Source organism: Pseudomonas sp. AIG, from assembly GCF_977020205.1.
On record NZ_CDROCK010000012.1, the window covers coordinates 27,104 to 50,692 of the forward strand.

The following is a 23,589-nucleotide window of genomic DNA, read 5'->3' on the forward strand; positions in this document are numbered from 1 at the left end:
TCAGCGGGCGTTGCTGTTAAGCAGCCAGTCGAGCAACAAGCCGTTGTCGCGCGCAGGCGCTGGTTCGCGGGGCGTGGGCCTGCGTGAGTTGCTCAGGCACAGAATCGGCCGGTCCGGGTCACTGTCGAGGAAACTCACCCACACTTCGCTGCCGGCGCAGGGCAGTTCTTCGCGGGTGATCCGGCCGTTGGCCCGAGTCATGGCGATGGGCAGCCAGACCGCCTCGTCATCAAGTGTGTGCAGGTGTTCCGAGGGCCACAACCTGACGGCGACGCGACCCTGTTCATCGAGTTGCGCCGGTTGGCCGGCAGGCCCCAGCACCTGGGCCAGGTGATAGCCGGCAATGCTTGGACGCGGTTGTTTGAGCGCGGGACGAAAATCGCTGGCCCAGGGCTGGGCGGTGAAGTCGTTGTGATAGCGGTGCAGGGGCGGGTTCGGGTCAAGAATCGACGGGTGTTGTCCATGATGGCGTATCGCGGTGAGCCGCCATTGTTCGTTGAAGTGGTTGATTGGATGTTCCGACACTTGCAGCAAATGCCCACTGAGCAAACCGACGCGGTCACTGCGGCCATTGATCGTGCGATGCTGGCAGCGTTGTCGCTCCAGATGCCGACGGCTGCGTTGTTCGTGGTGACGTTGCTCAAGAGCATGTTTCGGCGGCACGGCATTTACCGTGATGTGGTTGGCGGCATCGCCGCTGATCGCCTGTTGCCCTCGATTACGCACGGTATGCAGCGTGGCGATGGGCGCGGCGTGGTGATGCTGATACAGCGAACTGACGCAGGGTGAGGGTGTTTGCTCGCAGGCCTTGAACGGCACCAGCACCGGTGCATGTGGCAGGCTCAGGCTGTCATCGGCAAACACGACAATGTGTCCGTCCGCCCGATGTTCGAAGTGATAGTGAATGCCTTCCTCCTCACAAAGCCTGTCCAGCAGCGCCAGATCGCTTTCTTCGTACTGGATGCAAAACGGCCGGACCGGGTATTGCCCGACGCTCATTTCAATTCGATAGCCCTCCACGGGCAGGGCATTTTCCGTGAGCAACTGCTGGAGGATCTGCGGCACGCTCAGTTGCACGAACACTCGGCGCTTGCAGGGCTGGGCCAACTTTTGCAGGTGCGGCACGACAGTCAGTCGATAGCCGATCCGGTGCGTGCCGCGATGCTCGCAACGGGCACTGTCGATCATCCCGTGGATCCCATGATGATCATCCAGGCGCAGAAACGCCGGTTGGTGCAGGAAGATACCCGGCGCCACGGCGGGGGCAATGCCGATCAGTTCGAGGTCGAAACGGAAGGGCCGGTTCAACGCTTCCTCGCCGTGAAAACGCACGACCGGCAGGCTCAGGCCGCTGTCGGTCAGGGTCAGGGTAAAGGGACTTTCCTTGTCATTGAGCATTCGAACAGGCTCTGTCAGGCAATACGGGCCTGAGAGGGTACGAAACCACAGCGCTGAATGGTCATGTCAACGGCGTTTTTCAGAATCGCCCTACACGCTTTGGTGAAGATGTCGATTCCGCACCGCATTTTTTTGGTCGATTGCCGACTTTAGGCCGTATAAACTTGGCGCCACGCGTCGGCCAATAGATGTCTCGGCGCCACAGATCAAGAGAGTGAGTAATGGGCGCACAGTGGAAGGTTAAACACAAAGAAGCGGCATCCAACGCCAAGGGCAAGATCTTCGGCAAACTGGTGAAGGAAATCACCATCGCTGCCCGCAACGGTGCCGATACCGCCACCAACGCACACCTGCGTCTGGTGGTCGAACAGGCCAAGAAAGCCTCGATGCCAAAAGAAACCCTCGATCGCGCGATCAAGAAAGGCGCCGGTCTGCTGGGTGAAACCGTGCAATACCATCGCGTGACCTACGAAGGGTTCGCCCCGCACCAGGTGCCGCTGATCGTCGAGTGCGTGACCGACAACATCAACCGTACCGTCGCCGAAATCCGCGTGGCGTTCCGCAAGGGTCAACTGGGTGCTTCCGGTTCCGTGGCCTGGGACTTCAACCACGTCGGCATGATCGAAGCTTCGCCGGAAACCCCTGACGCCGATCCGGAAATGGCCGCAATTGAAGCCGGTGCCCAGGATTTCGAGCCGGGCGAAGACGGCGCAACGCTGTTCCTGACCGACCCTACCGATCTGGATGCGGTACAGAAAGCACTGCCAGAACAAGGTTTCACCGTGTTGTCGGCGAAACTGGGCTACCAGCCGAAGAACCCGGTCAGCGGTTTGAGCGCCGAGCAGATGGCTGAGGTTGAAGCGTTCCTCGAAGGCCTCGACAACCATGATGACGTGCAGGATATGTTTGTCGGTCTGGCGGGCTGATCGGCTTCTGCAGTGATGGCCTCATCGCTAGCAGGCGAGCTCCCATACTGGATCTGTGGCGTTCACAAATCCCCTGTAGGAGTGAGCCTGCTCGCGATTGACCGCGCAGCGGTCACAGATCTTCAAGTTGCTTCATGACCTCAGCAAACCCCGGCCGCGCCAGCACATCTGGCTGACAGCAACGCCGCTCCAGCTCTTCAAGCACCACACGCCGCTCATCACTCAACCCCGAGTCGATGCGCGCCAGCAATTCCCCCAGCAGAATTCCGAACGCACGTACTTCGATGCGTTGCAGCGCCCGGGTTTCCACAGTGTCGGCGACAGCGTGGAACGACGCCCCGCCAAAATCCCCGAGCAGGCAATCGCCGCGCTCGTTCAACAGAATGTTGTGCCCGTAGAGATCGCCGTGGGTGATGCCTTGCTGATGCAAATGCTCCGCTGCCGAGGCGATGCCCTTGGCGACGTTCAGGGCAACCTCGGCGCTGAATCGGCAATCATCGGCGTAAACATCTCGCGAGCAGGACGCCAGGCTTGGCAGGTCGGCAAGGTTAGTGAAGGACGGATCAATCAGCTGCATCACCAACCCCTGCTGGCCGTCGGGATGACCACTGATGCGGCCCTCGATGCGGATCAGATGGGGATGCAGGCCTGCGGTGATGCAGGCATTCATTTCGTGCAGCGGCGAGCCGTCGCTGGTCATTTCACCTTTGTACAGTTTCACCGCGACCGGCGTCACTGAGCCATCGTCGCGCTGCCAGCTCGCCCGGGAAATCACCCCCGAGGCGCCTTCACCCAAGCGTTGCTCCAGACTTAGCGCCGACCAGTCGATTTGCGCTGTCGCCTCTAGCGCGGCGGCGTCCGCCTCGGTTTCCAGCGGATTGCCGGCGTAGGCCAGCCAGGTCAGGCTCGGCAGCGCGAGCAGCCACTGCGGCAGCTCGGTGAACCGGTTGGCGGAAATGCGCAACAACTCAAGCCGCTGGCACTTGCTCAGGGAGGGCGGCAGCGTTTGCAGACGATTGCCGGACAGCATGAGCTTTTGCAGGGCCGGGCGCTCACCGAGTTCGCTCGGCAAGCTTTCGAGGCAGTTGTCGGTCAGGATCAGCCAGCGCAGCTGTGGCGGCAGGGCGGCAGCGGGGACGTTGACGATGCGATTGGCCCTGAAGCCGATCATCGTCAACGCAGCGCACTGGCCGAGGCAGGCCGGCAGCTCGGTGAACGGGTTGTCGGAACAGAACAGCACGCGCAGTCGGGTCAGACGATGCAAGTCATCCGGCAGGCTGCTCAGGGCGTTGCCGCTGAGGTTAAGGATTTCCAGAGTGTCGGCCAGGTCGAAAATCTCGACCGGGAACTCGGTCAGGCCGCAAGACAGATCCAGCCGCGTGATGCCCGCCAGCTCGCCGGCGCGTAATTGAGCAAGGGTGTGCATGTTGGTGTTCGCTATTGATCAGTGGAGCGACGCTGAGGCGCTGGGAATGGGCGACATGATAACGGCAAAGCAGGTTCTGGGCCTGAGTTGCATGTTGAAAACGCCACAAAACCCTGTGGGAGCGAGCTTGCTCGCGAAGGTGTCGGGTCAGTCGACATTCATGGTGATTGTTCAACCGCTTTCGCGAGCAAGCTCGCTCCCACAGGGCCGGTGTGGTCAGTCGCAGGTGTGCATCTCTTGCAACTGCCCCAACCGACTGCGCGTGCGCGCCAGGTCAATGGCATGGCCGTCGAGGCTTTCACACAACGGCAGGCGACCGAGCAGCGTCAGGTGTTTGTCCTGGTCGTACAGCACGTCGATCAGGTTGATGAAGCGCTGTTGGGCGGCGATCGAGCATTCCCCCAGTTCCGGCAGATCATCAATGATCCAGCGGTCGAAACGCCGACACAGTTCCAGATAATCCATGACCGCCGTCGGCTGTTCACACAGATCGTTGAAGGTAAACCCGACACGCCGTTCTTCACACAACCGAGCCTGAAACTGTCGGGTGCCGACCGCTAACTGGATGGCTGGCGCGTCTGCGGGCGGCAGCTCCAGCGTAGCGCGTTGCGCTGGCGTGGCCGGCCACACGTAATGCCCCTGAGTGAATATTTGATGTGCAGAGTGGCGCGCATGACTGCGGTAGTCGTGCGGACCGCCGACCTCCATCACCTGCATGTGCGTATTGATCAGTTCGATCACCGGTTTGAACCGGGCGTGATAGAGCGGGTTGGGCAGCAGGCCTTCAGGCGCATAGTTGGAGGTCACCAGCAGCAGAATCCGCCGCTTGAACAGTGCCTTGAACAGCCGGTTAATGAGCATCGCATCGCCGATGTCATGCACATGAAACTCGTCGAAACACAGCACCCGACAATCGTGCAGCAGGTCGTCGAGGGTCACTTCGAGGGCATCGTCCTGCTCGCGATGGCTGAACATGCCCTGATGCAATTGCGCAAAGAACTGATGGAAATGCAGGCGCCGTTTCTGCGTGATCGGCAGGGCTTGAAAGAAACCATCGAGCAACCAGCTCTTGCCGCGTCCGACGGCGCCGAACAGATACAGGCTTGGCGCGGTTCGGCCGCTGGCGCCAAACAACAGGCTGGCCTGCTGCGCCATGCAATCAATGACGCGCTGTTGGCTGTGGCTGAGGGTGTAACCCTGACCGCTGGCCTTGTGCCGAAAGTAGTCATGGATCGACTGGGCACTGGCGTCATGCCCGGCGCTGGCCGGCAAACCCTTGCCCAACCAATGGCGCAATGTCGGCCAGCGCTGGGTCAGTCGCGATCGTTTCGGCGGTTGGGCAGGCACTGTCGGCGTCTCCGTGTTCGTCAAGACCGGCTCCCGGGAGCGCGGCGACGTAGTGTAACCAGACGCCGGTTTGGCCAGCCACCGCGACGATTCGAGAGTGGGCGGTTATTGGACAAATTCGTAGGGTACGTACAGCTATTTTTAGCGACAGGCTTCGAGCTGTTGCCAACCTTTCGAAACATATCCCGGGCGATCCATGGATCCAATCGACTGGCGGAATCGTCGACCGTTGCTAACCTCAATCACAGAAACGACGTCGCAAGCGATCACTGACAAGGAACGGCGCAGTGAATGTACATGTGGTCATGGGCCTGCTGGGTGTGCTCTCTGCACCTGTCTATGCAGCGGATCTTCAGGTCGAAGTGCGCGTCGATGTGCAGCGCGGCTGCCAGTTGATCAGCCAGCAACGTGGCGCCGGTATCGAGCAACTGGGTGTGCTCGACTTCGGCAGCAGCGCACGCCTTGATGACCCCGCCGGGCCACTGGGCGCGGCGTTGATCAATCAACGCCTGCCGCGGCTGGAGTGCAACCCGGACACGCCGTATCAGATGCGCGTCGACGGCGGTTTGCACGGGGGTGTCGGCGAAGTCCGCTACATGGCCGGTTCGACCGGCAGCAAACCGATTCCGTACCGCTTGTATCAGGACGCGGCGCGACGGGTGCCGCTGGTGGTGGATGTGCCAATCAGCGGGCGGGTGCCGGACAGCGGCACGGTGGAATTACCGTTGTACGCACGGATCGAGCGGTTGGCCGAAGTGCCACGGGTTAGCCGTTACTCGGATCTGGTCAAGGTAACGGTCACTTGGTGATCACGGTTGCAACAGGCACCCAGTGGACGCGGGTGTGCAAGGAAGGCGTTCGAAGACGAGCGGTGGTTGAGTCACCATGAAGGAGCAGGGACGGGCGCAATGACAGGCAAACACTGGATGGTGATGGCGGCAGGTACGCTGGCATTGCTCGCGGATGACGCGCAAGCGGCGATGAGCGGGCAGATCAATGCGCGACTGATCCTGATCGCCGGCTGCGAAGTCACCAACACCAGCGATCCCGCCAGCCCGGTCAGCGCTCTCGGTACCCTCGATTTCGGCCTTCACGGGCCCACCTGGAACGCGCCGATCAAGGCCAGTCTCGACGGTGACAGCAGCGGCAAGCTCAACGTTGCCTGCAACCCTTCGGTCACCGGTTTCACCGTCACCATCGACGGCGGCACCCACGGTGACGGCAGCACCCGGCGCCTGAGCAACGGCCGCCAGACCCTTCCCTATCAGCTGTTCGTCGATCCCTCCGGCGCCCGGAGCTACAGCATCGGCCAGCAACACAATTTCGCTGTCACCAGCGGCGCGCAGATACCGATTCCGGTATTTGGCTCAGTGGTGGCGAATACCCGCGCGGTGCCGGCAGGTGTCTATACCGACACCCTGACGGTGACGCTCGACTGGTAAACCCGTAGAGGACGGACACCATGCGTACGTTTGCATCAAGGATAGGTTTGTCGCTGCTCGGCCTGGCGCTGGTTTCCAGTGCCAATGCCGCCACCACGGTCACCGGCCAGATCACCTCCAGCCTGATTCTGATCAGCAGCTGCCAGGTCAACGGCGCTGGCGGTTCCACCGGTCTGAACTTCGGTGCGTTGAACTTCGGCACCGCCAACAGCCTGTTCACCACGGCCACCGGGCAAGTGCTGGGCGGTGGCGGCGGGGCGCTGTCGATTCTCTGTTCCAGTGGCACCACGCCGACGGTCAAGGTGCGCGCCGGTTCCCATGACGGCATGTCGCCGGGCGGCACGCGAGCCTTGTACGACGGGGTGGCCAATTACGTGCCGTACGACTTGTACACCGATGCCGGGCACTCGCAACTGCTGGCGATCGACGGGACGATCAACCTCGCTGCTAGCACCGGCGTCGCGCAGACGGTGAACCTCTACGGTCAGGCGGTGGGCAAAGCCGGTTTGCCGGCGGGAACGTACACCGACACCGTCGCTGTTGAACTGACGTTCTGATGCCATGTGCCGCCATGGCTGCGCCGCGCTGCTCCTGCTCTGTGCGGGCAGTGCGCCGCTGCCGCTGACGGCGGCGACCAGCCAGAGCTTTCAGGTCAGTGCCACGGTCACTGCGGGATGTCTGGTGGTGGGCGGGGTGTCGAATTATGGCGGGCTGAACTTCGGTTCACGTTCGGCGCTGGCGACCGGCACCGTCCAGGTCGCGCTGACCGGCGGCGTGCAGTTGCAATGCACACCGGGGGTGACGCTGAACATGAGCGTCGATGGCGGCCAGTACAACAGCAGCGGCCGGCACATGCAGGTCAACAGCGGCAGCGCGCGGGTGGCGTATGCGCTGTTTCGCGATGCGGCGTACAGCCAGAGCCTGGGCATCGGCCAGAGTGTGGCGGTGGCCTACAGCGATGCGAACAACATCAGCCTGCCGATTTACGGTCAGGTGCAATTGCCGGGTAATCAGCCTGGGGGGACGTACAGCGACGTGTTGCAGGTGCAGCTGTCGTGGTAAGGCGAAGTTGAATGGCCGACAAGGAGCAGGTTTATGGGGTCAGTTACGTCACGGCATTCTTTCGTGCGCTGTGCGATGTGGACGATGGTCATGCTTGGGGCAAGCCAGGCACACGCGGCGAGTTCGGTGCTGATCTGGCCGATCGATCCGGTGCTGGAGGCTGATCAGCAGGCCAGTGCGTTGTGGCTGGAAAACCGCGGCAGCGAAACCGCCAATCTGCAGATTCGTGTGTTCGGCTGGAGCCAGAGTGGTTTCGCCGAGCAATACCAGAACCAGCGCGACGTGATCGGCAGCCCGCCGGTGGCGAAGATCGAACCGGGGCAGAAACAACTGGTGCGTCTGACCCGAACCAAGGATGTACCGCCGGGGCAGGAGCTGGCCTACCGGATCATCATCGACGAAATTCCTTCCGCACAACCGGCGAGCGCTGACGGAGGCAAAACCGCCGCAGCCATCCGCTTCCAGATGCGTTATTCGGTGCCCTTGTTTGCCTATGGTGCCGGGCTGTGGAGCAAGGAAGACAGCACCCGTGCGCGTGATCCCAAAGGTGTTGGCCTGCCGCAATTGAGCTGGCGCACGGTGGCGGTGGATGGCAAGCCTTTTGTTGAAGTGCGCAATCAGGGCGCTGTGCATGCCCGCCTGACCGACGTGGCAATCAAACAGGCCGGGCAGAGCAAACCATTGGCCGAAGGGCTGTTGGGTTACGTGCTGCCGGGCGCGGTGATGCGTTGGCCGGCACCGACGCCGCTGACCAATGATTCGGCGTTGCAGGTACGGGTCAATGGCGCGGCACAGGTGCAGAGCATCACGCCAGCCAAGTGAGTGAGTCGTAGCGCAGACAACTGGCATCGACGAAAGCGCTATCAGGAGGATTCAGTCCATTGACGGACGTAAAACGCGTATGAGCCCAGGACGGGTTCGCCGTATTCAGCGTCCGTTGTGGCTTATCACCGGCGCGTGTTGCCTGATGTTCGTTCAACCATCCGGGGCCGGCGATTTGCCGCCGCCACCCAGCGGCATGGAGGCCGTGAGTGATGCACAGTTGTTTCTGGAACTGGTGGTCAACCAGATGAATACCGGACGCGTGGTGGCGGTGCAGCAGCGCGACGGGCGCTTGTTTGTCCCGGCGACGGCGTTGCGCGAAACCGGCATGAAGTTGCCCGACAGCCTCGGTGCCGAGGTTGATCTCGACAGCCTGCCGGGGCTGCACAGCGACTATGACAGTGTTGGTCAACGCTTGGTGCTGGACGTGCCACCGGACTGGCTGCCGGAACAGTTCATCGGTAATCGCCAGGCTTACCCGCGTACTCCGGCGCTGAGCAGTTTCGGCGCGCTGTTCAACTATGACCTGTACCTCAACGACACCGACGATGCCGGCACTTATCTGGCGGCGTGGAACGAATTGCGGCTGTTCGACAGCTGGGGCACGCTGTCCAACACCGGACAATACCGGCGCACCCTGTCCGGTGACTCGCTCAACACGCTGGACAACGGTTACCTGCGTTACGACACCACCTGGCGTTACTCCGACGATGAGCGAATGCTCACCTACGAGGCTGGTGACGTGATCAGCGGTGCGTTGCCGTGGAGCAGTTCGGTGCGTTTGGGCGGCGTGCAGTTTTCTCGGGACTTTGCCGTGCGTCCGGATCTGGTGACCTATCCGTTGCCACAATTTGCCGGCGAAGCAGCGGTGCCGTCTTCGGTGGATCTGTTCATCAATGGCTACAAGTCCAGCAGCGCAGACTTGCAACCCGGGCCTTATACGTTGACCAACATTCCGTTTATCAACGGTGCGGGCGAAGCCGTCGTGGTGACCACCGATGCGCTCGGCCGGCAGGTCTCGACCACGGTGCCGTTCTATGTCACCAGCACCTTGCTGCAAAAAGGCTTGAGCGATTTTTCTGTGGCTGCCGGTACGTTGCGCCGCGACTACGGCTTGAAGGATTTCAATTACGGGCCGGGTGTCACCTCCGGCAGCTTGCGTTACGGCGTCAGCGACAGCTTCACTCTGGAAAGCCATGCCGAAGCGGCCGACGCGCTGACACTGGGCGGCCTCGGCGGCAATTGGCAACTCGGCAATTTTGGTGTGCTCAACAGTGCGTTGAGCCAAAGCCGATTCGACGGCGAGGGCGGTCATCAGGTCAGCCTGGGTTATCAGTACAGTAACCAGCGTTTCAGCTTTTCCTACCAACGTTTGCAACGCCACGATCAATACGCCGACCTGAGCGTGGTCGACAGCCCGTACATCAGTCTTAGCCGGCGCAGCGAGCAGGCGACCCTGAGCCTTAACCTCGACCGCTGGGGCAGTCTCGGCGCCGGCTATTTCGATGTACGCGCAGCGGATGATTCGCGCACGCGGCTGCTCAACCTCAGTTGGAGCAAACCGCTGTGGCGCAACAGCAGTTTCTACCTCTCGGCCAACCGCGAGATCGGCGACAGCAACTGGGCCGTGCAGGCGCAACTGGTGATTCCGTTCGATTTGCGCGGTAGCCTGGCGATCAGCAGTGATCGCAGTAAAACCGGGCAGAGCCAACAGCGGGTCAACTACAGTCGCGCGGTGCCAACCGAGGGCGGGGTGGGTTTCAATCTGGGTTATGCCAAGGGTGATGGTGCCGATTATCGTCAGGCCGACGTCACCTGGCGTCTGCAATCGGTGCAGTTGCAGGCCGGGGTCTATGGCACTTCCGACGCCGAAACCCGTTGGGCCGATGCCAGTGGTTCGCTGGTGTGGATGGACCGTCAGGTGTTTGCCGCCAACCGCATCGACGACGCCTTTGTAGTGGTCAGCACCGATGGTTTTGCCGACATTCCGGTGCGCTACGAAAACCAGCAGGTCGGCCAGACCGACAAGAATGGTCACCTGCTCGTGCCGTGGAGCAGCGCCTATTACCGCGGCAAGTATGAAATCGATCCACTGAATCTGCCGGCCAACGTGCGCAGCCCCAACGTCGAACAGCGCATTGCCGTGCGCCGAGGCAGCGGTTATCTGCTGGAGTTTCCGCTGTCTCGGGTGATTGCCGCGAGCATCGTGCTGGTCGACGCGCAGCAGCGAGAACTGCCGCTGGGCGCGGGCGTGCTGCATGAGCAGAGCGGCACGCGGACGGTGGTCGGTTGGGACGGGCTGGTGTATCTGGAAAACCTGCAGGCGCAGAACTCGCTGCAAGTGACGCTGGCGGATGGCAAAACCTGTCAGGCGCAGTTCAGTGTCGACCTGAATCAGGATCAGGTGCCGTTGATTGGCCCGTTGGTGTGTCAATGATGTTCAGGCGATGGCTATTGGCGCTGGCGCTGGTGTTGCCGGGAATGGTGCAGGCCGCGTGCTCGGTGGTCAGCACCACACCGGCGGCGTTCGGCACGCTCAGTTCGATTGCCGTGCGCACAACGTCGCAGCCCAGTTCCACACTGAATGCCGGCTTGAGTTGCACCGGTTCGTTGCTGTCCCTGCTGACCAGCAACGACCACTTCTGGGGCACCGTTTCATCGACTCAGAGTGGTCTGGTCGGGCCGACCGGTGATGTCATCAATTACACGATCTACGCCAACAACAGCACCAGCTATCCGCTGACCCGCGGCACCGCCTATGACTTTGCGCGCAACGGCATCATCGATGCCCTGGGTCTGCTCAACGGGACAACGCCGAAAACCGTGCCGCTGTATCTCGGTACCACCATTGGCAGCAACGTCGCCGCCGGGGTGTATACCGAGACCCTGAGCATTTTCTGGAACTGGAATTACTGTTCGGGGATCGGCATCGGCGCTGTTTGCCTCGGGCGTGATATCGCCAACGGCACGACTTCTTTGACGGTGAACCTGACCGTGTCAAACGACTGCACGATTACGGCGCCGAACATTGCCTTCGGCAGCGCGCCGGTGGTCAGCGCTTTTACGCCGGTGACCGGACAGACCATCAATCTGGCCTGCACCAAGGGCAGTGCTTACACCGTGGGGTTAAGTGACGGGCAGAACGCGGTGAGTGTCGGCGGCCGGCGACGGATGATTTCCGGCAGCAATTATCTGGCCTATGACATTTTCAAAAGCGCTGGCACCACGCGCTGGGGCAGCGTTGGCACGGCCAGGCGGGCGAGTACCGATGCCGAGGTCAATCCGGGCAATGGCTTGGGCACGGGCAGCCAGATCTTCAACTACAACGCGAAAATCTACACCGATCAGACCACGCCGCCGGCGGGCACTTATCTGGACAATGTGGTGCTCGACGTAGGGTTCTGAGCTGACACGATCCTTTGTAGGAGCTGTCGAGTGAAACGAGGCTGCGATCTTTTGATCTTGCCCTTAAGAACAAGATCAAAAGATCGCAGCGTGCCGCAGCTCCTACATAGATCAGCGGTGTTTTCAGAATTGCAGCGATTGCTTGAGCTGTTGCGCCGCTGGCGTATCGACCGGGCTGACCATCGCGTAGTTGTAGCCACCGCCCGACCAGTATTCGGCCTGCAAGTCGCCATCACTGCGGCTGCCACGGGGCAAAAAGGTGTTTTTCGGGCCCGGCGGGCGCACGTAGAAACTCACCTTGTGCCCGCTGCCATCCTCATACATGACCATCGCCGCCGGGCCTTCGTCGGTGCTGAGCAGGCGTCCGCTGACCGGTTCAAACCCGGCCGCTTTGAGATCGGGCAAACGACTCGCCCGGGTGAAATAACGGTCGAGCCAGCGTTGCATGTCACCGTCATTGTCGACCTGGTAATCGGCCGGCAGCATGCCTTGCTGGGCAATCAGGCGATAGGCCTGCAAGGCGTCGGTCATCGGCAACATGGACGTGCGCACGAGCGTCATTTCGCGCGCTTGCCAGCCACTGAAACCGCCGACGCTGACCGCGATCAGCAACACCGCGGCGCTAGCCAGATGACGACGCGACTGACGCTGACGGCGCTGGCGGATCATCGCCGGATCAAGCGCCGGATTGGCCGGTTGCTGCAACGCACCGCTGAGTGCTGCGCGCAGTTGCTGGGCATCCTGTTGCCAGGCGCGAACCTGCGCCGCTTCATCCGGGTGACTGGCCAGCCAGGTCTCCAGCACACGCCGGTCGGCGTCGCTGAGTTGGTGGTCGACGTAGGCGTGCAAGTCACGCTCGTTGGGAGGCAGGCTGATCATTTGAGTATCCGCAAAGAAGGGCTGCTGATTTCGCCGTCGCTGAGTTGGCGCAAGGCCTGGCGGGCGCGGGACAGGCGCGACATCACGGTGCCGATCGGGGCGCCGAGAATCTCGGCGACCTCTTTATAGGAAAGGCCTTCCACCGAAACCATCAGCAGCAGGGCACGCTGTTCGGTGGGTAGACGGTCGAAGGCTTGCAGGGTCGCCTGGGCGATCACCGTGCGCTCCACCGAGGGCTCGGCATCGTCGCGTCCGGTGAAGAATTCAAGCATGCGCGCATAGCGTCGGGAGCGGCGATGGGCGTCGAGAAACTGCCGATAGAGGATCGCAAACAGCCAGGCACGCAAGTCGCCGTCGGCGCGTTTATCGCCCCAACTCGACAGCGCCCGCTCCAGGCTGGCCTGCACCAGATCGTCGGCGCTGCTGCTGTTGCGTGTCAGTGACACGGCAAAGCGGCGCAATCTGGGAATGATTTCTCTCAACTGTTCGTCGAATTCGCTCATGAAATTCTGCTAGTCACTACGCTGTGGACTAGGGAGACGCCCGCCGTTGGAGGTTATTCCACGTTCGGAAAAATAAATACCGCCGCGTGGAATAAACCCGGACGAGGCGCGTCTTGCTGATTCTTCCTACTTGTGGCCGATGGCCCTGGAGCCTTTCATGGTTGATCGCACCTCACCCAACGCTTCTCCGCCCGGCGGGCCGCAACGCCCGCCGTTGAGTGCGGCGAGCCTGATCCTGCGTCTGGGCGGCATTGCTGTGGTAGTCGCTGCTGTGGCCGGGGCGTTTGCCTACGTTCACGGTAACTTTGACCCACAACGCCTGACGCCCAAAGCGCTGGTCGATGTGCTGGAAAAGAACAACGGCGTGCATCCGGGGTTCCGGCGTAATCACGCTAAGGGTGTGTGCGTGATCGGGCATTTCGAAAGCAGTGGTGAGGCGCGGGTGTTTTCTACCGCGCAGGTGTTCAACGAACCGCAGACTCCGGTGGTCGGGCGATTCGCGCTGCCGGCGGGCAATCCGTATGCGCCGGACAGCAGCGTGCCGATCCGCAGCCTGGCGCTGCGTTTCACCCAGGCCAATGGGCAGCAGTGGCGCACCGGGATGAACAGCATGCCGGTGTTCCCGGTCGGCACGCCTGAAGCGTTTTATCAATTGCAGCAGGCACAGTCGCCGGATCCAGCCACCGGCAAACCTGATCCGGCAAAGGTCCCGGCGTTCTTCGCCTCGCACCCGGAAACCGTGCCGTTTCTGACTTGGGTGAAGACCGCCAAACCTTCGGCCAGTTATGCCACCGAAACCTACAACAGCGTCAACGCGTTCTATCTGGTCGACGCCAGCGGTAAAAAACAGGCCGTGCGCTGGAGCATGACGCCGTTGGCACGCGATGCTGCGGGCGCCACTGCGCCTGAGGGCGGTGATTTCCTCGAAAAAGATCTGGTGCAGCGGTTGGCGTCCGCGCCGCTGCGCTTTCAGTTGAATATCACCCTGGCCAATCCTGAGGACCCGGTGAACGACGCCAGCAAAACCTGGCCCGAGGGCCGCAAAGTGCTGAATGCCGGCACGCTGGTGCTGGAAAAAACCCAGCCGCAATTGAGTGGCGAATGCCGTGACATCAACTATGACCCGCTGGTATTGCCGGCCGGGATTCAAGGTACCGACGACCCATTGCTCGCGGCCCGTTCCGCCGGTTACGCCAATTCCTACCTGCGTCGCACCAGCGAAGTCAGCCAGTTGCCCGCCGCCAAACAGGAGGCTCGTCCATGAGCACTCAACCGACGCATTTCGCGCTGTTGGCGCGCCTGCTGCACTGGCTGATGGCGGTCATGATCATCGCCATGTTGTTTATCGGCGCCGGTATGGTCACTTCGGTTTCCGAGCGGCATGAATGGTTGATCCATCTGCACAAACCGCTGGGCATCGCGATTCTGGCGCTGGTGATCGTGCGTTTGTTGGTGCGGTTCACTACGCGCCAGCCTCCACTGCCAGCGGATCTGCCGGGTTGGCAAGTGATGGCGGCCAAGGCTTCGCATCTGCTGTTGTACGCGTTGATGCTGGTGTTGCCGTTGCTGGGCTGGGCGATGATCAGCGCTTCGGGTGAACCGGTCATGCTCAGCACGACGTTGCAGTTGCCGTCGATCGTTCCGGCCGATGCGCAGTTGTTCGCGTTGTTGCGCAAGGCTCACGGGTATCTGGCTTATCTGCTGTTCCTGACGGTGCTGCTGCACCTGGCGGCGGCGCTGTTTCATGGCTGGATCCGCCGCGACGAGGTGCTCGACAGTATGTTGCGCGGTCGCGATCGCGGTTAACCCGCCTGAGTGGCGCATCGTGCCGGTGCGCTGCTTTTCAGGGTCAGGCACCAGTACGCCAGCGCCACGGCGTTGATGCTGGCGCCGAGCAGGCACACGCCGATCCAGCCGGCCCACGCGTACATGGCGGTCGAACCAATGGAGCCGAGTGCGCTGCCGATCGAGTAAAACAACATGTAACCAGCGGTGAGACGGCTTTGCGCTTCGGGGCGCACGCTGTAAATCATGCTCTGGCTGGTGACGTGCACGGCTTGCAGGCCCAGATCAAGGGTGATCACGCCGAGCAACAAGGCCCACAACGAGGATTGGGTGAGGGCGATCGGCAACCAGGAGGCAAGCATCAGCAACAGTGAAAGACCGCTGACCCATTGCCCGAGCCCGCGATCCGCCAGATGCCCGGCGCGTGCGGCGGCCAGCGCGCCCGCTGCGCCAGCCAGTCCGAACAGACCGATTTCACTGTGCGACAACGACAGCGGTGGGGCGGCCAGTGGCAGCACCATCGGCGTCCACAGCACCATCGCGCTGGCGAAGGTCAACAGTGCGAGGATCGCGCGTTGGCGCAGCACCTGCTCTTCCTTGAACAGGCTGAATACCGAGGCGATCAGTGCAATGTAGCCAGTCGCTGGTTGCGGGTCTTCACGCTTGGGCAGGACGCGAAACAGCAGCAACGCCATCAACAGCGTCAGCCCCGCTGACAGGAAGTAGATCGCTCGCCACCCCGCCAGATCGGCCATGCCGCCGGCGACCGTGCGCGCCAGCAAGATGCCGACGACGATACCGCTGGTGACCACACCGACCACGCGTCCGCGCTGGGCCGGGAGCGCCAGCGTGGCGGCGTAAGCCACCAGCACCTGCGTCACCACGGCGAGTAGCCCCGTCAATGTCATGCCAAGCAGCAGCCACGCACTGTTGGGCGCCAGTGCAATCATCAATAACGCCGCTGCGGACAGCAGGGTTTGAGTGACGATCAATTTGCGTCGGTTGAGCAGATCGCCGAGGGGCACCAGCAACACTAGGCCGATGCCGTAGCCGATCTGCGTCAGGGTGATGACGATGCCGATGGTCGCTGGTGACATCGCAAACGCCTCGGCCATGGCGTCGAGCAGCGGCTGTGCGTAATACACGTTGCCCACGGCCAGACCGCAGGCCACGGAGAAAAGCAGAACCACTGCATTGTTGAGAGGTTGCATGTCCCGCGTCCTTTTAGGTTTCAAAATAAAACCTTAACCCTGTTGGGTTTTATATTGCAACCTTGTCGGGCGAATCCATGACGGTAGAACGCACAAGATCGCAGTCAGACCGCGATCTCGTGGTCGTGCGCGGGGTAGGGGATCAGCGCAGGGTATCAACCATGTCGGCGATGGTGGTCAGCACGTCTTTGCCCAGTTGCTTCGAGCGCTTGCCCGACCAGCCGCTGACCTTGTCGGGATGGTCGTCGTGGTCCTTGAACGGCATTTCCAGGGTCAGCGACAGGCAGTCGTATTTCTGCCCGACGCTGTTGCACGCCAGGGTCATGTTGGCCTGGCCCGGTTCGTCGCGGGTGTAGCCGTACTGGGTCTGGAAGTCTTTGGTGGTGTGTTTCAGGTGGCTGCGGAAGTGTTCTTCGAGCTTCTCGATTCGCGGCGTGAAGCCCGGATTGCCTTCGCAACCGGCAGTGAATACGTGGGGAATTTCTTCATCGCCGTGTACGTCGAGGAACAGATCGACGCCATACTTTTCCATCTGCTGTTGTACGAAAAGTACCTCGGGGCTGACGTCCTGACTGGCGTTCTGCCAAGCGCGGTTCAAATCCTGGCCCATTGCATTGGTGCGCAGGTGACCATGGAACGCACCGTCCGGGTTCATGTTCGGCACCAGGTACAAATCAGCGCTGGCCAGCAGTTTGTTCAGCACGGGATCGTCGTGTCTTTCCAGGCGCTCGATCACGCCCTCCATGAACCACTCAGCCATGTGTTCGCCGGGATGCTGTTGAGCAATGATCCAGACTTTGCGCTGGCCTGCGGCACCCGTGCCTTTGCGCAGCAGCTGAATGTCGCGGCCTTCGACGCTTTTACCGGTTGCCAGCAATTCGGTGCCGGCCTTGCTCAGTGCCTGATCGATCAGCCAGTCATGACGACCGCGGCTATAGGGTTCGAAGTAGGCGAACCAGGCGTGGGTTTGCTCGGCTTCGAGGCAAAAGCGCAGGCTGTCGCCTTCAAAGCTGGTTGGAATACGGAACCAGTTGACGTGGTCGTAGGAAGCGACTGCCTGATAGCCGGTCCAGGCTTTGTTATAGGAGGACTGGCTGGCGTTGACCAGACGAAACCAGTGTTCCTGATGAACATGCAGACCGCTGGCCTTGAAGTGGAACCACTGAAAATGAGCGCTGCGGGTGTCTGGGCGAATGGCCAGAACCGGATTGAGCGGGTTGCTGATGTCGATGACTTGGATGTTGCCGCTGTCGAAGTTGGCGCTGATGTCGAACGAAGATTTGGCCACGGTCATAATCGATTCCTGAATATGATTTTTATGGCCGTTACTTTACACGCAGGCAGGGCTGAAACCGAGGGGAATTGCGGGGTGTGGCGGGGGGCGTCCTCCATGACGCGCAAGCAGCTTAGAGACTGTGCGATTGATTCTCAAGTGCTAATTGTCATTAGTTTGCCCCAATCTGGCCGGGCTCGGCTTGCCAAGCGATATTCTTTTGATATTATCCGCGCCATCGAATTTGCAACACCCGAAGACTTCATTAGCCTGAAGCTATAAGCCCGAAAAACGGGCAAAAAAAAGACCCGGCAAAAAGCCGGGTCAAAAACCGTGATTAGCCTGATGAGGAGATAGTCCAGAAGACCGACCTAAGGTCTCTGGTCCATCGACTGATCTCGCGACCAGCTGTATGCAATAATAATCATTATCATTTGCAAGTCAAATGTTTTTATCTGCGCGATTGGAAAATTCTTTCCCATCCGTTCTGACTCCCATTCCTCAAGCTTCATCGCCATCGAGCGAATGGTCGACCATCGCCCGCGCCATATCCACCATGTGTACCACTGAAAATGCCAGATCGCGACTTGCGCCCTGCAGGTTTTCGGCTGCCTTGAACGCAGTGGCCGCCGCACAGCGCAGCAGGTCCGAGGCGTGCACCAGAGCTTCTTCGCCGCTCAGATGGCGCCTGACATCAAAAAAACGTTCGTCGACCTCGGGTTCTGACACAGCTGGTTTCAAGTAATAGTCCAGCGCTCGCTGTGCTGCCGCATTGCCCTGAGGGGAGGTGAAGGTGGTGTCCATTTGCAGGTCGGGCAAGTCTTTGCTGCTGATATTCATGATGAAGAGGCACTCCTTGGTCAATTGAAAATCCGTGCCTTCAGAATAGTACTCTGTGTAGTTGTGACCAGAATTTAAATACTACAATATGTGTTTTGCCGGCCGAAGGCGTCGACGTAAGGTGCTGCACATGGATAAATGGATTGAGTTGGTCAAGGCCAAGATGAGTGAACTCAAAATCACTCAAACAGAGCTCGGAGAGCGCGTCGGCATGTCCCAGGGCGGGATCGGCCATTGGCTGAACAAGCGTCGCGAACCCGGTATCACTGAAATGAACCGGGTGCTGCAAGCGCTGGGCATGGATTTTCTGGAAGTGGTGCTGGTGATCCGGGAACCGCAAATAACATCTGACGACGACATGCCGCTGGCGCAGAAGTACAACCCGTACTTCCGTTACCCGGTCAGCGATTGGCAGACGACGTGCGAGGTGCGCGAGAGCGATGCGGGGTCCTACGCGAAGGTATCCGGCAAGCAGCGCTTCGAACTGACGGATTACCATGCGCGTGGTCCGGCGTTCTGGCTGACGGTGACGGGAGATTCAATGACCGCCCCCAGTGGCCAGAGCATTGCCGAAGGCATGCTGATTCTGGTTGATCCGGCGGCCGAGGCGGTGCCCGGCAAACTGGTGATCGCCCAGTGGCCCGACAGCCCTGAAGCGATTTTTCGCAAACTCGACGAAGAGGGCGGCCAGCGTTACCTGGTGCCGCTCAATCCGACCTGGCCGAAAGCCCTGCTGACCGATGAGTGTCGAATCATCGGTGTCGTGGTTCAGGCAACGGCGCGTTACTAGTCAGATCGATCCTCGCCAGGCGTAGGATCGATCCTCCCGTTCAGACTTCTTCCAGTTCAACCAAAGCGCTGCCTTCGCCGACCATTTCGCCTTCCTGGCAATACAGCGCTTTGATCACCCCGGCATGCGGCGCACGGATGCTGTGCTCCATCTTCATCGCTTCCAGCACCACCAGTTGCGCACCGGCCTCAACCGATTGCCCGGCCTCCACCAACACGCGGACAATGCTGCCGTTCATCGGTGCGGTCAGGCCGCCCTGATGGCTGTGGCTGGCTTCGACGGCGCTGATCGGGTCGTACGTCTCGATGCGCCGTAACTCGCCTTCCCATTGCAGGTACAGCGAATCGCCTTGGCGAATGGCTCGCAACGTACGACGTACGCCCTCGTGCTCGACGATGAGTGCGTCGCCGGACAGTCTGGCGTAGTCAGCGGCACTCAATGTCAAAGCGCGATCCTGGCCCTCGCAACTCAAATGCAGGGTGATTTCCCGTGGCAATCCCGCACGCAAACCGCTGTTGAGTGCCCATGGCGAAGCAGGGTCATCCTGGCGCGCCAGCTGCGGCAGACTTTGCGCCACCGCCTGAGCCGCCGCGCTCCAGAATGCGTCGCTCAACGTGCCCGAGGCAGGCAGCAATTGCTCCTGATAACGCGGAATAAACCCGGTATCCAGTTCCGCCGCCGCAAACGCCGGATGGGCGATGATCCGCCGCAAAAAGTTGATGTTGGTTTTCAAACCGCCAATCGCAAACTCGTCGAGCATGCTCAACAAGCGCAACCGGGCTTGTTCGCGATCTTCGCCCCAGGCAATCAGCTTGCCGAGCATTGGATCGTAGAAGGGCGAAATTTCATCGCCTTCTTCGACCCCGCTATCAACGCGGCGCCCCGGCCCTTCAGCCGATTCGCGATACAACGCCAGATGCCCGGTCGCCGGCAAAAAGTCATTCGCAGGGTCTTCGGCGTACAAGCGCACTTCAATCGCATGGCCGTTCAATGGCACTTGATCCTGGGTGATCGGCAACACTTCACCCCGGGCAACACGGATTTGCCACGCCACCAGATCGAGACCGGTGATGGCCTCGGTCACCGGGTGTTCGACCTGTAGTCGGGTGTTCATCTCCATAAAGAAGAATTCGCCACGCGCATCGAGCAAAAACTCCACCGTACCGGCGCCGACATAACCGATCGCCTGCGCCGAGCGCACGGCCGCTTCACCCATGGCACGGCGCAGTTCCGGGGACAGGCCCGGTGCCGGCGCTTCTTCGACGACTTTCTGATGGCGTCGTTGAATCGAGCAGTCACGCTCATTGAGGTACAGGCAGTTGCCATGTTGATCGGCGAACACCTGGATTTCCACGTGGCGCGGCTTGAGCAGGTATTTCTCCACCAGCATCCGCGAATCGCCGAACGACGACTGCGCTTCGCGCTGAGCGGAGGCCAGCGCTTCGGCGAGCTGGCTGACCTCTTCAACGACCTTCATGCCTTTGCCGCCGCCACCCGCCGTGGCCTTGAGCAGCACTGGATAACCGATGCGTTCGCAGGCATCGCGGAAGGTGTCGAGATCCTGTGCTTCGCCGTGATATCCGGGTACCAAAGGCACACCGGCGGTTTCCATCAACGCTTTGGCGGCGGACTTGCTGCCCATAGCATCAATGGCCGAGGCGGGTGGGCCGAGGAAAATCAGCCCGGCCGCTTCAATAGCGCGGGCGAAACCGGCGTTTTCCGAGAGAAAGCCGTAACCCGGATGAATCGCCTGAGCGCCACTGGCCTTGGCCGCTGCGATCAATTTGTCGATTTGCAGATAACTGTCGGCCGCTTTGCTGCCACCCAGATCGACGCGAATGTCCGCCTCACGGCTGTGCCGCGCTTCACGGTCGGTGGCGCTGTGCACGGCGACCGTGGTCAGGCCCAGCGCTTTGGCCGTGCGCATCACACGGCAGGCGATTTCGCCACGGTTGGCCACCAACAGAGTGGTGAGAACAGGTGCGCTCATCAACGCGGCTCCTTGGGGGTGGTTGCGGCTTGCCAGCTCGGCGGGCGCTTCTGCAGAAAGGCCCGCAAGCCTTCCTGACCTTCAGGGCTGACGCGGATACGGGCGATGGCGTTTTCGGTGTAGCGACGCAGCGCGGGGGTTAACGCGCCGTTACCGACTTCACGCAGCAAATCCTTGCTGGCGCGCATCGCGGCGGGGCTGTTGAGCAACAGGTTGTTGGTCCACTGTTCGACTTGCTGATCAAGTTCAGCGGCGGGATAGCTGTCGGACAACAAGCCGATTTCCCGAGCGCGTTGGCCGCCAAAACGTTCAGCGGTCAGCGCATAACGCCGCGCTGCACGTTCGCCGATGGCCTGCACCACGAATGGGCTGATTACCGCAGGGGCCAGACCGATGCGCACTTCCGACAGGCAGAATTGCGCATCATCGGCGCCAATTGCCATGTCGCAGCAACTGATCAACCCCAGTGCGCCACCGAACGCTGCGCCTTGGACCACGGCGACTGTCGGAATTTTCAGCTTGGCGAGGTTGTACATCAGCTCCGCCAGTTCGCGGGCGTCGTCGAGATTGGTGTGGTAATCGAGTTCGGCCGATTGCTGCATCCACGCCAGATCGGCGCCGGCGCTGAAATGTTTGCCACGGCCACGCACCAGCAAGAAACGCAGGCTGGCGTCACTGGCCACCTTGTCGAGAGCGAGGATCAGCTCGCGGATCATCTCGGCGTTGAACGCATTGTTCTTTTCGGCGCGGTTGAGCCACAGCGTCGCGAAACCCCGTGGGTCGTTTTGCAGTTCGAGGGTGTTGAAATCACTCATGAGATTCTCCCGATCACATCCGGAACACGCCGAAGCGGCTCGGTTCGATTGGCGCGTTCAGCGACGCGGACAGGGCCAGTGCCAGCACATCGCGGGTCTGCGCCGGGTCGATGACGCCGTCGTCCCACAGCCGTGCGCTGGAATAGTAGGGGTGACCCTGCTCTTCGTACTGGTCGAGGATCGGTTGCTTGATCTCGGCTTCCTGCTCGGCACTGAACGCCTGACCGCTGCGTTCAGCCTGTTCGCGTTTGACCTGCACCAGCACGCCTGCCGCCTGCTCGGCGCCCATCACGCCGATCCGCGCGTTCGGCCACATCCACAGGAAGCGTGGATCGTAGGCGCGCCCGCACATGCCGTAGTTACCGGCGCCGAAGCTGCCACCGATGATCACGGTGAACTTCGGCACTTTCGCGCAAGCCACTGCCGTGACCAGTTTCGCGCCGTGCTTGGCGATGCCGCCGGCCTCGTATTTCTGGCCGACCATGAAGCCGGTGATGTTTTGCAGGAACAGCAGCGGAATGCCGCGCTGGCAGGCCAGTTCGATGAAGTGCGCGCCTTTCTGCGCGGCTTCAGCGAAGAGGATGCCGTTGTTGGCCAGAATCGCGATCGGATAGCCGTGCAGATGCGCAAAACCGCAGACCAGCGTGGTGCCGAACAGCGCTTTGAATTCATCGAACACTGAACCGTCGACCAGTCGCGCAATCACTTCGCGCACGTCGAAGGGTTGCTTGGCGTCGGCGGACACCACGCCATACAACTCATCGCTGGCGTACAACGGCGCAATCGGCGTGCGTTGCTGCACTTCGCCGAGCTTGCGCCAGTTAAGGTTGGCGATGCTGCGGCGGGCGAGGGCGAGGGCGTGTTCGTCGCTCTCGGCGTAGTGGTCGGCGACCCCGGAAATCTTGCAGTGCACATCGGCGCCGCCCAGATCTTCGGCGCTGACCACTTCGCCGGTCGCGGCTTTCACCAGTGGCGGGCCGGCGAGGAAAATCGTCGCCTGATTGCGCACCATGATCGCTTCGTCGGCCATCGCCGGCACATAGGCACCGCCGGCAGTGCAGGAACCCATGACCACCGCGATCTGCGGAATGCCCATCGCGCTCATGTTGGCCTGGTTGAAGAAGATCCGCCCGAAGTGCTCGCGATCCGGGAACACTTCGTCCTGACGCGGCAGGTTGGCGCCACCCGAATCCACCAGATAGATGCACGGCAGACGATTCTGCTGCGCGATGGTCTGCGCGCGCAGGTGTTTTTTCACGGTCAGCGGGTAGTACGAACCGCCCTTAACCGTCGCGTCGTTGGCGACGATCATGCATTCGACGCCTTCGACCCGGCCAATCCCGGCAATCACGCCAGCAGCCGGGACGTCTTCACCGTACACCGCGTGGGCGGCCAACTGGCTGATTTCCAGAAACGCCGAGCCCGGATCGAGCAGGCGATTGATGCGCTCGCGCGGCAGCAGTTTGCCTCGTGAGGTGTGACGTTCCTGGGCTTTCGCGCCGCCGCCCTGCGCCACTTGGGCGAGCAGGGTGTGCAGGGCGTCGACCTGTTTGAGCATCGCCGCGCTGTTGGCAGCGAACTCCGCTGAACGAGGGTTGAGCTGAGTGTGCAGAATCATGGCTTACTCCGTAAGCAGCTACGAGTTGCAAGCTTGGCGGCAAGTTAAAGCTGTTCT

General features: G+C 61.1%; 22 protein-coding genes. 11 read left to right on the forward strand and 11 right to left on the reverse strand.

Annotated elements, in window-relative coordinates; translation table 11 throughout:
* Nucleotides 1–1,398 carry a type VI secretion system Vgr family protein gene (locus ACWR1S_RS09885; RefSeq protein WP_454563350.1) on the reverse strand — a complete coding sequence of 466 codons (1,398 nt, stop codon included), beginning with the start codon at nt 1,396–1,398 and terminating at the stop codon, nt 1–3.
* Nucleotides 1,399–1,619: 221 nt separating this feature from the next.
* On the opposite strand from ACWR1S_RS09885, the gene ACWR1S_RS09890 reads away from it, so the two are divergent.
* Entirely contained in the window at nt 1,620–2,324 is a 705-nt protein-coding gene (locus ACWR1S_RS09890) for a YebC/PmpR family DNA-binding transcriptional regulator (protein ID WP_454563351.1), read from the forward strand.
* Nucleotides 2,325–2,436: 112 nt separating this feature from the next.
* On the opposite strand, the gene ACWR1S_RS09895 is transcribed toward ACWR1S_RS09890, so the two are convergent.
* Together ACWR1S_RS09895 and zapE are read right to left on the reverse strand one after the other, a co-directional pair.
* Nucleotides 2,437–3,750 (reverse strand): leucine-rich repeat-containing protein kinase family protein, encoded by a 1,314-nt coding sequence (locus ACWR1S_RS09895; RefSeq protein WP_454563352.1) that lies wholly within the window; start codon nt 3,748–3,750, stop codon nt 2,437–2,439.
* 216 nt (nt 3,751–3,966) lie between these two features.
* Nucleotides 3,967–5,097 (reverse strand): cell division protein ZapE, encoded by a 1,131-nt coding sequence (zapE, locus tag ACWR1S_RS09900; RefSeq protein ID WP_454563353.1) that lies wholly within the window; start codon nt 5,095–5,097, stop codon nt 3,967–3,969.
* A 305-nt stretch (nt 5,098–5,402) separates the two neighbouring features.
* Here zapE and ACWR1S_RS09905 point away from each other — a divergent pair, with 305 nt between their 5' ends.
* The 7 genes from ACWR1S_RS09905 to ACWR1S_RS09935 all read left to right on the forward strand — a co-directional run bounded on the left by ACWR1S_RS09905 (nt 5,403) and on the right by ACWR1S_RS09935 (nt 11,828).
* Complete coding sequence (locus ACWR1S_RS09905; protein ID WP_454563397.1) at nt 5,403–5,906, forward strand: Csu type fimbrial protein; 504 nt, start codon at nt 5,403–5,405, stop codon at nt 5,904–5,906.
* Between the two features lie 99 nt (nt 5,907–6,005).
* Nucleotides 6,006–6,539 (forward strand): Csu type fimbrial protein, encoded by a 534-nt coding sequence (locus tag ACWR1S_RS09910; protein WP_454563354.1) that lies wholly within the window; start codon nt 6,006–6,008, stop codon nt 6,537–6,539.
* Nucleotides 6,540–6,559: 20 nt separating this feature from the next.
* Nucleotides 6,560–7,096 carry a Csu type fimbrial protein gene (locus ACWR1S_RS09915; protein WP_007949687.1) on the forward strand — a complete coding sequence of 179 codons (537 nt, stop codon included), beginning with the start codon at nt 6,560–6,562 and terminating at the stop codon, nt 7,094–7,096.
* Nucleotides 7,097–7,100: 4 nt separating this feature from the next.
* Nucleotides 7,101–7,601, forward strand: a complete 501-nt coding sequence (locus tag ACWR1S_RS09920; protein WP_141129158.1) for a Csu type fimbrial protein — start codon at nt 7,101–7,103, stop codon at nt 7,599–7,601.
* Nucleotides 7,602–7,634: 33 nt separating this feature from the next.
* On the forward strand, nt 7,635–8,423 hold the full coding sequence (locus tag ACWR1S_RS09925) for a fimbrial biogenesis chaperone (RefSeq protein ID WP_454563355.1): 789 nt from the start codon (nt 7,635–7,637) through the stop codon (nt 8,421–8,423).
* A gap of 79 nt (nt 8,424–8,502) precedes the next feature.
* Nucleotides 8,503–10,860 (forward strand): fimbria/pilus outer membrane usher protein, encoded by a 2,358-nt coding sequence (locus ACWR1S_RS09930; protein WP_454563356.1) that lies wholly within the window; start codon nt 8,503–8,505, stop codon nt 10,858–10,860.
* A complete protein-coding gene (locus ACWR1S_RS09935; protein WP_454563357.1) occupies nt 10,857–11,828 on the forward strand; it encodes a Csu type fimbrial protein in 972 nt (323 codons plus the stop codon). The genes ACWR1S_RS09930 and ACWR1S_RS09935 overlap by 4 nt, the downstream gene beginning before the upstream one ends.
* A 123-nt stretch (nt 11,829–11,951) precedes the next feature.
* Here ACWR1S_RS09935 and ACWR1S_RS09940 read toward each other — a convergent pair whose 3' ends face one another.
* Entirely contained in the window at nt 11,952–12,707 is a 756-nt protein-coding gene (locus ACWR1S_RS09940) for an anti-sigma factor family protein (protein ID WP_454563358.1), read from the reverse strand.
* Nucleotides 12,704–13,210, reverse strand: coding sequence for an RNA polymerase sigma factor (locus tag ACWR1S_RS09945; protein ID WP_454563359.1), 507 nt, complete (start codon nt 13,208–13,210; stop codon nt 12,704–12,706). Before ACWR1S_RS09945 ends, ACWR1S_RS09940 begins: the two co-directional genes overlap by 4 nt.
* Nucleotides 13,211–13,367: 157 nt before the next feature.
* Between ACWR1S_RS09945 and ACWR1S_RS09950 the strand changes: the two genes are divergently transcribed.
* Together ACWR1S_RS09950 and ACWR1S_RS09955 are read left to right on the forward strand one after the other, a co-directional pair.
* Nucleotides 13,368–14,474: a catalase family peroxidase gene (locus ACWR1S_RS09950; RefSeq protein WP_454563360.1), complete on the forward strand. Its 1,107-nt coding sequence runs from the start codon at nt 13,368–13,370 to the stop codon at nt 14,472–14,474.
* Entirely contained in the window at nt 14,471–15,016 is a 546-nt protein-coding gene (locus ACWR1S_RS09955; protein WP_454563361.1) for a cytochrome b, read from the forward strand. The genes ACWR1S_RS09950 and ACWR1S_RS09955 overlap by 4 nt, the downstream gene beginning before the upstream one ends.
* Here ACWR1S_RS09955 and ACWR1S_RS09960 read toward each other — a convergent pair.
* The 3 genes from ACWR1S_RS09960 to ACWR1S_RS09970 all read right to left on the reverse strand — a co-directional run bounded on the left by ACWR1S_RS09960 (nt 15,013) and on the right by ACWR1S_RS09970 (nt 18,319).
* The gene (locus ACWR1S_RS09960; RefSeq protein ID WP_454563362.1) at nt 15,013–16,206 is read right to left on the reverse strand and encodes an MFS transporter; all 1,194 of its coding nucleotides are present in this window, start codon (nt 16,204–16,206) and stop codon (nt 15,013–15,015) included. The genes ACWR1S_RS09955 and ACWR1S_RS09960 overlap by 4 nt on opposite strands.
* Nucleotides 16,207–16,348: 142 nt before the next feature.
* Entirely contained in the window at nt 16,349–17,500 is a 1,152-nt protein-coding gene (locus ACWR1S_RS09965) for a M14 family metallopeptidase (protein WP_454563363.1), read from the reverse strand.
* Nucleotides 17,501–17,980: 480 nt separating this feature from the next.
* Nucleotides 17,981–18,319, reverse strand: a complete 339-nt coding sequence (locus ACWR1S_RS09970; protein ID WP_093434137.1) for a DUF6124 family protein — start codon at nt 18,317–18,319, stop codon at nt 17,981–17,983.
* A 130-nt stretch (nt 18,320–18,449) separates the two neighbouring features.
* Here ACWR1S_RS09970 and ACWR1S_RS09975 point away from each other — a divergent pair, with 130 nt between their 5' ends.
* A complete protein-coding gene (locus ACWR1S_RS09975; RefSeq protein ID WP_454563364.1) occupies nt 18,450–19,109 on the forward strand; it encodes a LexA family protein in 660 nt (219 codons plus the stop codon).
* 40 nt (nt 19,110–19,149) lie between these two features.
* Here the strand turns inward: ACWR1S_RS09975 and ACWR1S_RS09980 are convergent, their stop codons facing one another.
* The 3 genes from ACWR1S_RS09980 to ACWR1S_RS09990 are packed head-to-tail and all read right to left on the reverse strand — an operon-like array spanning nt 19,150 to nt 23,532.
* Nucleotides 19,150–21,099: an acetyl/propionyl/methylcrotonyl-CoA carboxylase subunit alpha gene (locus tag ACWR1S_RS09980; protein WP_454563365.1), complete on the reverse strand. Its 1,950-nt coding sequence runs from the start codon at nt 21,097–21,099 to the stop codon at nt 19,150–19,152.
* The gene (locus ACWR1S_RS09985) at nt 21,099–21,914 is read right to left on the reverse strand and encodes a gamma-carboxygeranoyl-CoA hydratase (RefSeq protein WP_454563366.1); all 816 of its coding nucleotides are present in this window, start codon (nt 21,912–21,914) and stop codon (nt 21,099–21,101) included. Before ACWR1S_RS09985 ends, ACWR1S_RS09980 begins: the two co-directional genes overlap by 1 nt.
* A gap of 13 nt (nt 21,915–21,927) precedes the next feature.
* Nucleotides 21,928–23,532, reverse strand: a complete 1,605-nt coding sequence (locus ACWR1S_RS09990) for a carboxyl transferase domain-containing protein (protein WP_454563367.1) — start codon at nt 23,530–23,532, stop codon at nt 21,928–21,930.
* Nucleotides 23,533–23,589: the final 57 nt, after the last annotated feature.

Excerpts from the sequence above, each read along its gene's own strand:
- ACWR1S_RS09885 (WP_454563350.1), bottom strand. The coding sequence starts at position 1,398 with ATGCTCAATGACAAGGAAAGTCCCTTTACCCTGACCCTGACCGACAGC.
- ACWR1S_RS09890 (WP_454563351.1), top strand. The coding sequence starts at position 1,620 with ATGGGCGCACAGTGGAAGGTTAAACACAAAGAAGCGGCATCCAACGCC.
- ACWR1S_RS09895 (WP_454563352.1), bottom strand. The coding sequence starts at position 3,750 with ATGCACACCCTTGCTCAATTACGCGCCGGCGAGCTGGCGGGCATCACG.
- ACWR1S_RS09905 (WP_454563397.1), top strand. The coding sequence starts at position 5,403 with ATGGGCCTGCTGGGTGTGCTCTCTGCACCTGTCTATGCAGCGGATCTT.
- ACWR1S_RS09910 (WP_454563354.1), top strand. The coding sequence starts at position 6,006 with ATGACAGGCAAACACTGGATGGTGATGGCGGCAGGTACGCTGGCATTG.
- ACWR1S_RS09915 (WP_007949687.1), top strand. The coding sequence starts at position 6,560 with ATGCGTACGTTTGCATCAAGGATAGGTTTGTCGCTGCTCGGCCTGGCG.
- ACWR1S_RS09920 (WP_141129158.1), top strand. The coding sequence starts at position 7,101 with ATGTGCCGCCATGGCTGCGCCGCGCTGCTCCTGCTCTGTGCGGGCAGT.
- ACWR1S_RS09925 (WP_454563355.1), top strand. The coding sequence starts at position 7,635 with ATGGGGTCAGTTACGTCACGGCATTCTTTCGTGCGCTGTGCGATGTGG.
- ACWR1S_RS09930 (WP_454563356.1), top strand. The coding sequence starts at position 8,503 with ATGAGCCCAGGACGGGTTCGCCGTATTCAGCGTCCGTTGTGGCTTATC.
- ACWR1S_RS09935 (WP_454563357.1), top strand. The coding sequence starts at position 10,857 with ATGATGTTCAGGCGATGGCTATTGGCGCTGGCGCTGGTGTTGCCGGGA.
- ACWR1S_RS09940 (WP_454563358.1), bottom strand. The coding sequence starts at position 12,707 with ATGATCAGCCTGCCTCCCAACGAGCGTGACTTGCACGCCTACGTCGAC.
- ACWR1S_RS09945 (WP_454563359.1), bottom strand. The coding sequence starts at position 13,210 with ATGAGCGAATTCGACGAACAGTTGAGAGAAATCATTCCCAGATTGCGC.
- ACWR1S_RS09950 (WP_454563360.1), top strand. The coding sequence starts at position 13,368 with ATGGTTGATCGCACCTCACCCAACGCTTCTCCGCCCGGCGGGCCGCAA.
- ACWR1S_RS09955 (WP_454563361.1), top strand. The coding sequence starts at position 14,471 with ATGAGCACTCAACCGACGCATTTCGCGCTGTTGGCGCGCCTGCTGCAC.
- ACWR1S_RS09960 (WP_454563362.1), bottom strand. The coding sequence starts at position 16,206 with ATGCAACCTCTCAACAATGCAGTGGTTCTGCTTTTCTCCGTGGCCTGC.
- ACWR1S_RS09965 (WP_454563363.1), bottom strand. The coding sequence starts at position 17,500 with ATGACCGTGGCCAAATCTTCGTTCGACATCAGCGCCAACTTCGACAGC.
- ACWR1S_RS09970 (WP_093434137.1), bottom strand. The coding sequence starts at position 18,319 with ATGAATATCAGCAGCAAAGACTTGCCCGACCTGCAAATGGACACCACC.
- ACWR1S_RS09975 (WP_454563364.1), top strand. The coding sequence starts at position 18,450 with ATGGATAAATGGATTGAGTTGGTCAAGGCCAAGATGAGTGAACTCAAA.
- ACWR1S_RS09980 (WP_454563365.1), bottom strand. The coding sequence starts at position 21,099 with ATGAGCGCACCTGTTCTCACCACTCTGTTGGTGGCCAACCGTGGCGAA.
- ACWR1S_RS09985 (WP_454563366.1), bottom strand. The coding sequence starts at position 21,914 with ATGAGTGATTTCAACACCCTCGAACTGCAAAACGACCCACGGGGTTTC.
- ACWR1S_RS09990 (WP_454563367.1), bottom strand. The coding sequence starts at position 23,532 with ATGATTCTGCACACTCAGCTCAACCCTCGTTCAGCGGAGTTCGCTGCC.